The 12,193-nt window shown below is 37.0% G+C and carries 12 protein-coding genes and 5 tRNA genes; 1 reads left to right on the forward strand and 16 read right to left on the reverse strand.

Annotated elements, in window-relative coordinates; genetic code table 11:
• Positions 1-2 precede the first annotated feature (2 nt).
• From plsY to ACLRYO_RS02810, 9 genes are all read right to left on the reverse strand, one after another.
• Entirely contained in the window at positions 3-599 is a 597-nt protein-coding gene (gene plsY, locus ACLRYO_RS02770; protein WP_004693220.1) for a glycerol-3-phosphate 1-O-acyltransferase PlsY, read from the reverse strand.
• Entirely contained in the window at positions 599-1,933 is a 1,335-nt protein-coding gene (gene der, locus ACLRYO_RS02775) for a ribosome biogenesis GTPase Der (protein ID WP_008600817.1), read from the reverse strand. Before der ends, plsY begins: the two co-directional genes overlap by 1 nt.
• 113 nt (positions 1,934-2,046) lie before the next feature.
• Positions 2,047-3,945, reverse strand: coding sequence for a bifunctional 4-hydroxy-3-methylbut-2-enyl diphosphate reductase/30S ribosomal protein S1 (locus ACLRYO_RS02780; protein WP_008600816.1), 1,899 nt, complete (start codon positions 3,943-3,945; stop codon positions 2,047-2,049).
• Complete coding sequence (locus ACLRYO_RS02785; protein WP_008600814.1) at positions 3,936-4,556, reverse strand: lysophospholipid acyltransferase family protein; 621 nt, start codon at positions 4,554-4,556, stop codon at positions 3,936-3,938. Before ACLRYO_RS02785 ends, ACLRYO_RS02780 begins: the two co-directional genes overlap by 10 nt.
• Positions 4,549-5,232, reverse strand: coding sequence for a (d)CMP kinase (gene cmk, locus ACLRYO_RS02790; RefSeq protein ID WP_004693214.1), 684 nt, complete (start codon positions 5,230-5,232; stop codon positions 4,549-4,551). The genes ACLRYO_RS02785 and cmk overlap by 8 nt, the downstream gene beginning before the upstream one ends.
• Before the next feature lie 8 nt (positions 5,233-5,240).
• The gene (locus tag ACLRYO_RS02795; protein WP_278618069.1) at positions 5,241-6,488 is read right to left on the reverse strand and encodes an NAD(P)/FAD-dependent oxidoreductase; all 1,248 of its coding nucleotides are present in this window, start codon (positions 6,486-6,488) and stop codon (positions 5,241-5,243) included.
• Positions 6,485-7,213 (reverse strand): pseudouridine synthase, encoded by a 729-nt coding sequence (locus ACLRYO_RS02800; protein ID WP_278457536.1) that lies wholly within the window; start codon positions 7,211-7,213, stop codon positions 6,485-6,487. The genes ACLRYO_RS02795 and ACLRYO_RS02800 overlap by 4 nt, the downstream gene beginning before the upstream one ends.
• 1 nt (position 7,214) lies before the next feature.
• Positions 7,215-7,724 carry an SMC-Scp complex subunit ScpB gene (gene scpB, locus ACLRYO_RS02805; RefSeq protein WP_012864293.1) on the reverse strand — a complete coding sequence of 170 codons (510 nt, stop codon included), beginning with the start codon at positions 7,722-7,724 and terminating at the stop codon, positions 7,215-7,217.
• Between the two features lie 12 nt (positions 7,725-7,736).
• Entirely contained in the window at positions 7,737-8,462 is a 726-nt protein-coding gene (locus ACLRYO_RS02810; RefSeq protein WP_278457535.1) for a segregation and condensation protein A, read from the reverse strand.
• 169 nt (positions 8,463-8,631) lie between these two features.
• Here ACLRYO_RS02810 and ACLRYO_RS02815 point away from each other — a divergent pair, with 169 nt between their 5' ends.
• Positions 8,632-10,464, forward strand: coding sequence for a phosphoethanolamine transferase (locus ACLRYO_RS02815; protein WP_278457534.1), 1,833 nt, complete (start codon positions 8,632-8,634; stop codon positions 10,462-10,464).
• Between the two features lie 94 nt (positions 10,465-10,558).
• Here ACLRYO_RS02815 and ACLRYO_RS02820 read toward each other — a convergent pair whose 3' ends face one another.
• The 7 genes from ACLRYO_RS02820 to ACLRYO_RS02850 all read right to left on the reverse strand — a co-directional run bounded on the left by ACLRYO_RS02820 (position 10,559) and on the right by ACLRYO_RS02850 (position 12,193).
• Positions 10,559-11,014, reverse strand: coding sequence for a DUF523 domain-containing protein (locus tag ACLRYO_RS02820; RefSeq protein WP_004697220.1), 456 nt, complete (start codon positions 11,012-11,014; stop codon positions 10,559-10,561).
• 106 nt (positions 11,015-11,120) lie between these two features.
• Positions 11,121-11,209, reverse strand: a tRNA-Leu gene (locus tag ACLRYO_RS02825).
• 14 nt (positions 11,210-11,223) lie between these two features.
• A tRNA-Cys gene (locus tag ACLRYO_RS02830) sits at positions 11,224-11,298 on the reverse strand.
• 9 nt (positions 11,299-11,307) lie between these two features.
• Positions 11,308-11,382 (reverse strand) — tRNA-Gly (locus tag ACLRYO_RS02835).
• A 7-nt stretch (positions 11,383-11,389) separates the two neighbouring features.
• A tRNA-Phe gene (locus ACLRYO_RS02840) sits at positions 11,390-11,465 on the reverse strand.
• Positions 11,466-11,470: 5 nt separating this feature from the next.
• A tRNA-Asp gene (locus ACLRYO_RS02845) sits at positions 11,471-11,546 on the reverse strand.
• Between the two features lie 50 nt (positions 11,547-11,596).
• The gene (locus ACLRYO_RS02850; RefSeq protein WP_278457533.1) at positions 11,597-12,193 is read right to left on the reverse strand and encodes an MBL fold metallo-hydrolase; all 597 of its coding nucleotides are present in this window, start codon (positions 12,191-12,193) and stop codon (positions 11,597-11,599) included.

Raw genomic sequence — 12,193 nt, forward strand, 5'->3', positions numbered from 1 at the left:
CTTTAATCCTTTTTAATGCGCTCTACTTTTAACTCATTTCCAGCAAGTAGACGCTTAATATTATCCCAGTGACGTACAATGACAAACAAAGCTGCTAATCCGCCAAAGCCAACAAACCAGAAGGATTCTCCAGTGAAATACATCAGTACTGGTACTAATGCAGCGGCAATGATAGAGCCTAAAGATACAAGTTTAGTGAAGTATACGATAACACCCCATACCAAAAAGCAAATCAATGCTACTATTGGTGAAAGAGCAATAAGTACACCTAAACCCGTAGCAACGCCACGACCACCTTTAAAGCCCAAAAAAACAGACCAGTTATGCCCCATCATTCCAAGAATACCACCTAAGATCATAAACATAGGCCCATAGGGTGAGAGTAGCACTACTCCTGCTGCCCCTTTTAAAGCATCACATAGAAATACAGGTAAGGCTGCTTTAAGACCTATAACACGATATGTATTAGTAGCGCCAATATTTTTAGAGCCATATTGCCGTACATCTGTATTAAAGAAAAACTTACCTATAATTAATCCACTAGGAATCGAACCGATAAGATATGATAATACAGCATATACAATAATCAAAATATCCATTAGTCTTCATCATCCCGTTTCTTGCCACGTAATACTAAACGAATCGGTGTTCCTTCAAAACCAAAGGACTCACGCAATCGATTCTCTAAGAAACGCATATAAGAGAAGTGAATTAGCTCTGGTTCATTTACAAATAAAATGAATGTAGGCGGCTTAACACTAGCTTGCGTCATATAATAAATTTTTGGAATTCTACCATTGCGAGACGGCACAGGGTTTACAGTTTGTGCATCTTGTAATAATTGGTTTAACGTCCCCGTAGATACACGGCGATATTGTTGTTCAGATACGAACTTCAACATATCAGCTAATCGATGAATACGTTGCTTAGTTAAAGCCGAAGCAAACAGGATAGGTGCAAACTGCAAGAAACCTAATTCATCATAAATATCTTCAGTAAAACGCAATGTAGTTTTATCATCTTTTTCAACAAGATCCCATTTATTAACAACAATGACTACGCCTTTACCCGCTTCGTAAGCGTAACCTGCAATTTTTTTATCTTGTTCTGTAACACCATCTTGAGCATCTAGTACAAGAACTACAATATCAGCACGATCTACTGATCGCAAAGAACGAACAATACTATATCGTTCAACAGCTTCTTCGATTTTAGACTTACGACGCATACCTGCTGTATCAATAAGTACAAACTTTTGATTCTCATGAGTCCAATACGTATCAATAGAGTCTCGAGTAGTACCTGCTACATCAGATACAATTACACGATCTTGTCCTAACAATGCGTTAGTCAAAGAAGATTTACCCACATTTGGACGACCTATAATAGCAACATGAATAGTATCTTCATCATCTACATTAGTACCTACTGGAGGAAAATGTTTTACAGTATCATCCAATAGATCACCTAAATTCATAAGATTTTTAGCGGAAATACCAATGGGGTCCCCCAAACCAAGATTGTAAAATTCATAAATATTCGGTTCTTGATTTACACTATCAATCTTATTAACTACGAGTACAACAGGTTTTCCACTAGCTCTAAGAATATTTGCGACCTCTTCATCAGCAGGTACAATACCTTGTTTACCATCAACGACAAATAGAATTACATCTGCTTCTTCAATTGCTAATTCCGCTTGTAGTCGCATCATCTTAGGAATAACATGACTATTGTCAGTAATGAACTCGATACCACCAGTATCGATCATTGTAAACTCACGATTTAACCACTCTGCATCGAAGTAAATACGGTCCCTTGTCACACCAGGAATATCTTCAACGATAGAGATACGTTTATTAACAATGGCATTAAAAAGTGTAGATTTACCTACGTTTGGACGGCCTACAACAGCCACTAATGGTTTTGCCATAGTTTCACCTCATTATCTAATCTAATACATTACTATATTTTATCATATACTAAGTAAAGTACGCAAAAAGGCTAACCAAGGAAACCTTGGCTAGCCTTATATTAGACAATGAATTATTCAGCGTCTTCTGCAGTTTCTTTTGATTCCATCAATTCAGTCAAAGCCAAACCCAATTTCTTTTCATCTTTGTTAAGAGAAATGATTTTAACTTCAACTTCTTGACCACGATTCAAGTAATCTTCAACTTTCGCATTACGTTGTTTTGTAATTTGAGAAATGTGAAGTAAACCTTGGATGTCGTCATTAACAGCTACGAATGCACCGTAAGCTACTAAACGAACAACTTTGCCTTTAATAACATCGCCAACATGCAATGTTTCTTCAGCAACGTCCCATGGGCTCTTAGATAAAGCTTTTAAGGACAAGGATAATTTATTGCTTTCAGCGTCGAAAGATTGTAATTTAACTTCGATTTCTTGGCCAACGGAAAGAACATCTTCCACTTTTTTGATTTTTTGCCAAGAAATATCGGAAATGTGAAGTAAACCTTCAATACCGCCGATATCTACGAATGCACCATAAGGCATAATTTTACGAACGATACCTTTATAGTTTTCGCCAACGTTGATATTTTTCAATGCTTCAGCTAATTTAGCTTGACGTTCCACTTCCAATACTGCACGACGAGAAAGAACCAAACGGTTTTTCTTTTCATCGATTTCAAGTACTTTAGCTTCAAATTCTGTACCAACCAAGTTGTCCAAGGATTTCACGAAATGAACATCACCTTGGGACAATGGAATGAAACCACGAAGAGATTTAACTGTTACTACTAAACCTGCTGGGATAGCATCAATACCTTTACATACGATAGCTTCATCTTTTTCTTGTGCTTCGATAACATATTGCCAATCTTCATCTTTAGCCAAGCGAGTCATGGAAAGATAAATAGGATTATCTTCTTTGATGTGATTCATGATAACTGCTTTAATTTCATCACCATTTTTTAACACATCTTTGGCAGATTCTGGTGCTGGATAAGAAATTTCAGTTCTGTTCAAAATGGCTTCAGTTTTGTAGCCAAAAGATACATAAGCTCGTTCATCTTCGACTTGAACTACTGTACCTTCTACAACGTTCCCTTTCTTAAATTCTTCTTGACCTTCGGCTGCTAATAATTCTGCAAAATCTTTCATTGTCTCAATGACCTCCTTAATAATCCAGTCGGGAGTCGATGCTCCTGCTGTTACTCCTACCGTCTGTACTCGGTTAAACCATTCCAGTTGTAATTCAGTAGAAGTTTCAATGTGATACGTTGTACATCCAACGTCACGACAAACCTCTGCCAATCGGTTTGTGTTGCCGCTGTTCTTACCGCCTATCACTATCATAAGATCTACATTACGTGCTAAATCAACGGCAGAATTCTGTCGTTCTTGCGTTGCATTGCATATCGTTTTGAAAACCTTAAGATTCTTAGATTTTTTCTCTAATATGTCTATTATACTGTTAAATTTGAATTGTGAAAAGGTTGTTTGTACAACAACGCCCATTTTTTCCACAACTTGTAGTTTTTGGGCGGATTCTTCATCTTCGATGATTATTCCTTCGTTATTTGCCCATAAATTAATGCTTTTGACCTCAGGATGGTTTTTTTCTCCCAAAATCACCAAAGTCATACCTTCATCTATAACAGACTTTGCATCTTGCTGTGCCTTTTTTACATGTGGACATGTGGCATCCACAACATGTAATCCTTTTTCTTCTGCCTCTTCATAAATAGCAGGTCCTACACCATGAGAGCGAATAATCATTGTGCCTTCAGCGATATCAGACACTTCTTGAACAGGGCTTACCCCTTTATCTTCAAGACGACCTACAACTTGAGGATTGTGAATAATAGGTCCTAATGTATAGCTTTTACCATCGCTATTTGCAGCTTCATTTGCCATTTCGACAGCCCGTTTTACACCATAGCAAAAACCATGGTTTTCAGCCAAAATTATTTCCATAAAGTCTCCTCTATACAATTGTTATGATAAGAATCTATCATTCGTTGGATTTCACTTTTAACACTATCATTTACTTTTTGAATTGCTTCTGGAGTCGCTTTAGCTTTTTCAACTGGGATTGGTTTACCAATAATACAAGCCACTTTATTACGTTCCATATTGTGAGAGCCAATGATAGCAACAGGCACTATGCTAACACCTGTTCTAAGAGCAATTGATGCTGCACCATCATGGAATCTACCAAGTTTACCACTTTTTTGACGGTTTCCTTCTGCAAATATGCCTAAAACCTTATTGTCTTTAAGTAGTCCCATGGCATGACGAATAGCAACTTTATCAATAGCACCGCGATTTAACGGAAATGCACCAAGCCATGTACAAAAAAAACGTGAAATGGGATTCACAAATAATTCTTGTTTAGCCATAAAGTGTACATGTCTAGGCAAAGCATAGCCGCAGATAGGGGGATCGTTATTACTTAAATGATTAGGCACCACGATAACAGGCCCTTCCATTGGAAAATTATCGCGACCATATACTTTCAACCCATACCCTACCTTATAGCGAAGCCAAAAAGCGGTACGCCATAACCAGGTAGAAAATTTATTCATGATTGATTGTCTCCTGTACTAAATTCAATATATATGCCACAGTTTCATCGAAATTCATATTACTAGAGTCTACAACTACTGCATCTTCAACGCATACAAGTGGAGACTCTTCACGATTTTTATCCATTTCATCACGACTAACAACATTCTTTTTAATTTCATCTAGTGTTTGCTCGTTTGATGTACCTTGTACTTCTAACCATCTACGTTTTGCACGCGCATCTACAGAAGCGGTTAAATAAATTTTTAGCTCTGCATTAGGTAATACGACAGAACCGATATCACGTCCATCTAATATAACTCCCCCAACGGCGGCCATCTCTTGTTGGCGTTCTACCAAATATTGTCGAACCCCTTTATAAGAAGCTATAGTCGATACATTATCATTAATTTGCTGCTGGCGAATTAATGATGTAACATCTTTCCCTTTAATATAGACCTTGCATGCTGTTGCAGTAGGCTCTAAAGTCAAATTTAAAGAAGGTAATAAAGCTTCTACAGCAGCTTGATCCTTAACATCGATTTGACTATCAAGAACTGCCCATGTAACACCGCGATACATGGAACCTGTATCGATATATAAATACCCTAATTCATTGGCCACTACTTTAGAAATGCTACTTTTACCAGCCCCAGCAGGACCATCAATAGCAATGGCAATTTTTTTAGTGTTCATAATAACCTCTATTCTTTATCACCGTGTACGGCATGCATAGCCGCCACATAGCCTGTGGAAAAGGCAGCTTGTAAATTATAGCCTCCTGTAAAAGCATCTATGTCTAGTACTTCACCAGCACCATATAAACCACCAATCAATTTAGACTCCATAGTTTTAGGATTAAATTCTTTTAATGAAATACCACCTGCTGTAACAATAGCTTCCGCTACAGGTCGTAATTCCTTAACAGTTACTGTCATATGTTGCAATACATGGCATAAGCGCAAACGCTCTTCCTTTGTAATTTGATTAATTGGTTTAGCCGGATTTAACTCAGCAAGCTTTATAACAATGGGAATAAGATTAACAGGTAGTAAATCCTTCATCCCATTAGACAATTGTTTTTTAGAGTATAAATCAAAATCCTTTTGCAAGCGCTTATCCAATACTTCTGCAGTTAAAGCAGGTTTAAGATTAATTTCAATGGTAACTTGAGGATTTTTCTTACGAAGCAACTTACCTACCGTGTGACTTAATGATAAAATTGTAGGCCCCGTAAGACCAAAATGAGTAAACATCATTTCCCCAAATTGTTTTGCTTGTACCTTACTTTTAGAAATTACGGAAACCTCAACATTACGAAGACTAAGCCCCATAATTTCCTTTACCCACGTTTCGTTTGTAACGATAGGAACCAAGGATGGACGAATATCAGTAATAGTATGTCCCACTTTTTCGGCTAAAACGTAACCATCACCAGTAGAGCCTGTCAATGGATAAGATGCACCACCAGTACAAATAATAGCAGCATCACAAGCATATTGTTCCTTATCCGTTGTAACACCAACTACACGATTATCCTTTACAGTAATCGATGTAACAGGTTCATTTAAGTGAACTTGAACATTATACTTTTTTAGAATTTTCATAAAGATATTGCGTACTTCTAATGCAGAATCGGATTCAGGAAACACTCGTCCCCCACGTTCTACTTTAGTTTTTAACCCCCAGCTATGCAATAGGTCCAGAAGATCTTCATTACTAAAGCGTTCATAGGCACCGTACAAGAACTTACCATTACCAGGCGTATTTTTTATAAATTCGGCCATATCTGCACTATTCGTAATATTACAGCGACCTTTACCGGTAATGCCCATTTTCTTACCAACCATATTCATTTTTTCTAATAAGATGACGCGTGCTCCTTCACGGCCTGCTATAACAGCTGCCATTAGACCTGCCGCACCACCGCCAATGACTATGATTTGTTTCATGCCTTTTCTGACCCCAATGCTTTTAGCGCTTTTACTTCACGAATTGTTAGTTGACGAGAAGCACCGCGTTTTACACCACCTAAAGTAAGACCAGCATAAGCAATGCGTTTTAAATTATGAATACGATAGCCAAAGTGTTCAAACATACGACGAACTTGGCGATTACGACCTTCATGAATTGTAATTTCTACTTCATGTACACCATTATGATCATCAAAACCTAAATCTACAATTGTTGCAGGTGCAGTTATACCATCTTCAAGCTCTACCCCATTTGCAATAATTTGCAAATCATCATCGCGAACACGACCTTTGATACGAACTTCATAAGTTTTTTCCACGCCTTTAGATGGGTGCGTTAGATTTTGTGCCAACTCTCCATCATTCGTAAGCAGTAACAAACCTTCTGTATATAAATCGAGACGACCAATAGGGTAAATTCGTTTCGTTTCATTTTTTATATAATCTAAAACCGTTTCTCGACCTTGAGGGTCAGACACAGATGTAATGACCCCCTTTGGCTTATTTAACAAATAATATACAGGCTTCTCTTGAGCCAATAATTGACCATTAACCTTAACCTTATCTTTTTGTGGGTTAATTTTAAACCCTAGTTCGGTTACCTTGCGGCCATTGACCTGCACTTTACCTTCTGTAATTAGTTCTTCTGCCTTACGTCGTGATGCAATACCACAACTGGCAATATATTTTTGTAATCGTTCCATGCTACCCTTCTGTTTCCGAAACTTCTTGATGTAAGGCTTCTATCGATTCTACACCAGCACTTCTCAAAAATTCATCAGTCGTGCCATATAGAATCGGTCTACCTACAGTATCCTTATGACCTAATTCAGCTATAAGAGAACGAGTCAATAATTGTTTTATAATTTTATCGCTATTTACACCGCGCACCTCTTCGATTTCAGCCTTTGTAATAGGCTGCTTATAGGCGATAACAGCTAATGTTTCCATAGCCGCATTAGATAATTTATCTTCTCTTTTACGAATATGCCCAACATAATCAGCACATTCAACAGCGCTTACTAATTCAACACCGGCTCCAGATATACGTATTCGAATACCTCGATTCTGTTCTTCTAGTTCACATTGTAATTCTTCTATATATTTTTGTGTCTCCTCTGTGGAAAGCCCAAACACTTCTGCTAACATATCTATCGATATAGGCTTTGCCGATGAAAACAAAACGGCTTCTAAATGCATTGTTGGTAAGCTCATATAGCCCCCTTTCTACACGGCCCGCTCTAAGATAGCAGTGAATATAATATCATCATCTTCATAACGCATTTCCATAACTTGTTGTTTTAACAATTCTAAAACAGCCATAAAGATGGTTACCATAGCACTTTTCGTTTCAATTGCTACTAATAACTCCCTAAAATATAGACATTCGCCACGATGTATACGACTAGACAAGGATATAATCATGTCCTCTAAACTATACGTATCCTTTTCAACCTTTACCTCACGAATCGTCTCTTCTTCTGGTAACTCTTTAGCTCGTTTTATAGTTTGATAAAAAATTTGATATAACTGTGAAAGTTCCAAATTATATACACTATCTAATCCAAGCACACTCGTTTCTTCAGGACGACTAAATATATTCGCAGATACAGCGGTACGCTCCATTAATAGAGATGTAATATCCTTAATTTTCTTAAATTCTACTAATTTTGCTACCAACTCGTCACGTGGATCCTCTGCTTCATCGGGCTCAGGTTCAGCCTTAGGTAATAACATGCGTGATTTAATCTGTAATAAGGTAGATGCCATAACAAGAAATTCACTACTATAATGAATATCAAAATGGTTCCAATTGTCTAGATATGCCAAGTATTGACTCGTTATTTCAACGATAGGAATATCGGTAATTTCTATTTTATGTTTTTCAATGAGATGCAAGAGCAGATCAAGGGGACCTTCAAAAACGTCCAACTTGTAGTTATAATCTCCCATAAAACCCAATCCTCAGAAAAAATGTTTTTAACTATATAATTATAAAGCATTTATAGTAGTACTTTCAAATAATTGTTTTTTTTACACTCATCTGCTATCTTTATTATTGTAATTATTTTATATTAAAAAAAGATACGTTATTGTGTATTCCTTTTAGAGAGGATTTATTATGTCATCGAGTGTGAGGCAAATTGGGCGAAATCCAATTTTTCGCTTTGGTAATATAGGTATTGTTTTATATATCATCTTATTTTTAATTTATGAGCCCATAACTTTAGGGCTTGATGTAGAGGATATTACGATTTTAGCTGTACCAACAATTGTAGGTACCTTTTTATTTCAATATTTTATGGGGTGTACCGTTTTCCACAGGCCTTTTTTAGGGTATGGCCTAGTCGGAATCTTATGGGCACTTACCTTTCCTCTTTTATTCCATTGGTCCTATGTGAAGCCATTATACTTCTATGAATTTGCTAATGATTTTTTATTTGGCTTATTAATTTTCATGGGATTATCAGGCATTCAGTTTTTACTGAACCAAACAAATCGCTTCCATAAAACAACATCCTTAATCATGGCTATCATTTCCATGATTCTGAGCTTAATACCATTCTTACAAATTGGCTATTACATGACTACTTGGCATTGCTTAACGCCAGCCAGTCTGCTAGCCGTATATATGACCAATCCAGAAGAAGCATTTGGTTTTTTAAAGAATGCAGCTGGAATACCTGGTCTTATAGCAATAAGTATTGGTCTTATCTTATGGACTTATTTATTGTACTGGTCTAATTTAGGTATGAAAGCAGTAGTAAACTTAAATACTACACGTCCTATGCGCTCAGCTATGCTCATCGCATCCCTTGTAGCGTTTCTAGTATATGTACCATTTTTCTTGTTCCCTCAAACATGTATCGTAGCCAACTGGATTGCTGCAGGCGATTATGTAAAACAAATGCAACAATATAATGATAATCACCACTTAGTATTTGATTCCTTTAATTTAGACACAAAGGAAACAGCGGTGAACAAAACACCTGGTACTATTATTCTAGTCATTGGAGAATCTAGTTCTCGAGATTATATGAAAGTATATAATCCAAACTTCCCATATGACGATACTCCATGGCAAGGCAATATGCGTTCGGACAATAAAGACTTTGTCTTCTTTGATAATGCCTATTCATCGTACGTACAAACAGTACCAACCTTGGAGCGTGCACTATCTGAACGAAATCAATATGATGATAAACCATTTCTTGATTCAGCCAATATCTTAGATATTGCTAAAAAAGCGGGATACACGACTTCTTGGTTTAGCAATCAAGGTGTATTCGGTGAATATGATACAGCTATTTCATTAATGGCTAAGACTGCAGACACAACAAAATGGGCCCATGAATCTTATGCATTCTCAGATCGATATGATGAAGCTCTATTGCCATTATTAGAAACTGTAGATCCTACCAAAAACAACTTTATCGTTATACATATTATGGGTAGTCATATTTATTACAATGACCGTTACCCTCATGAATTTAGCAAGTGGAAACAAGGTCCGTATCCTGATGGTCAAGAAGCATATGCTAACAGCCAATTATACACAGACTGGTTATTACAACAAATTTACAATTATGGCAAAGACAAATTAAACTTACAAGCCATGGTGTATTTCTCCGATCACGGTGAAAGTTTAGACAAATCGCATAACCCTGATACATTTGATTTTGTTATGACACATATTCCATTCTGGGTATACCTATCTCCACAATATCGCTCAACCTATCCACAGACTGCTGAGGTACTTGCAAAACACGAGCATCAATTCTTTACTAATGATTTGCTATACGATACATTAGTTGGTCTCATGCATGCTCCAAGTCAACGATATGATGCAACACGAGATTTTAGTAATGCTCAATATCGATTTAATCTACATAACTTAACTACATTACTTGGTGAACAACCATTAGCAAATGATCCTGTTAATGCAAACAAGTAGTCTTTAATTGATATTGTAGCCATTATTTTTCTATTGTATTAAGTTATTTTAATAGTAAAACAACTTAATATAACCAAAAAGAGATGAGTTTAACTCATCTCTTTTTTTCTGCAAGCAAAAGCTCTATATCATTTTCCGTATAAATTCTTATATTCTTTTCTAATAGAGCCTCTACAGTACATCCATGACCATTTTTCAATGTTCTAGTAAAAGTTCCATCATAAATGCACTTATATCCACAGCTAGGACTTTTCGCCTTCATCAAAGCTTGCTTGCAACCATATTTTAGTGCAATATCAACTGTTAATTGAGCACCTCTTACAAACTCATCTGTAACATCAGCTCCATTAACAGTACATATACGTTTACCCTGACGCTCCGCAGGATCACGAGGCGTACTAAGTCCCCCTAATACTTCCGGACATACTGGTACTAATTCATAATATTCCTTTAGAGCCTCTATCGTTTCTATATAATTGTCTTTGCCATCATATCGACAGGGTACACCAAATAGGCATTCACTAATCAATAACTTAGGTTTCTTATTCATAGATTTATCTATCTCTTATATATTTATACGTAACTTATAGTAATAATTTTCACAAATCGTTTTAATTGTATATAAGAAAAAAGACTAACCCAAAGTTAGTCTTAATTGGTGCCGAGGACCGGAATCGAACCGGTACGGTTGTTTCCAACCGACGGATTTTAAGTCCGTTGCGTCTGCCTGTTCCGCCACCCCGGCATGGGTAACGATTGTGGAGGCGGCACCCAGAATCGAACTGGGGAATAAAGGTTTTGCAGACCTCTGCCTTACCGCTTGGCTATGCCGCCATATAAAATTGGAGCGGGAAACGAGATTCGAACTCGCGACCCCCGCCTTGGCAAGGCGGTGCTCTACCGCTGAGCTATTCCCGCATATAAATGGTGCCTCAGGACAGAATCGAACTGTCGACACACGGATTTTCAGTCCGTTGCTCTACCAACTGAGCTACCGAGGCATAAATGGCGACCCCGATCAGATTTGAACTGACGATCTTCGCCGTGACAGGGCGACATGTTAACCGCTACACCACGGGGCCGTAACCAAAGTACTTGCTTAGTATATCGGTTATCAGGACTTTTGTCAACACTATACTACAATATTTTTAATAAATTCTTCCTCATGTTTTAATATAGTAGATTCCCTATGTCCAGGCTCAACAATTAACTCCTTAGACAAAGTTAAAAGATGATTCAAACTCTTAATCAAATCAGCTGGATTACTGTTATAATTATCTGTATTTCCCACATTTTGTTTAAATAAAGTATCACCAGTAAATAGATGGTCTTCAATTTCTAAACAAACCGATCCAGCACTATGCCCAGGTGTATGATGAACTATTATATTAAAAGGATCTAACTGTAATTGCCCCTCTACTAAATCATTACAATGTGTATACATCTTTTTCTTATATACACTTGGTCTCCGTCGAATTAACTGTAACAATTCTTGATCTAAAGGATGTAAATAAGCGGGAATATTATAATGTGTACATACTTCATCCAAGGCTGACACATGATCACAATGACCATGTGTCAATAAAACTGCTATAGGTTCAGAATCCGCAACCATATCAATAATGTGGTTACAATGAAAGCCCGGATCAATGATTATAGATTTTCCCTCTTTGATAAGTACATAACAATTTGCTTTATAAAGCCCTAGAGGACGTTTTATAACTTCCAT

The sequence above is a fragment of the Veillonella parvula genome, assembly GCF_047241225.1.
GTDB lineage: Bacteria > Bacillota > Negativicutes > Veillonellales > Veillonellaceae > Veillonella > Veillonella parvula_O.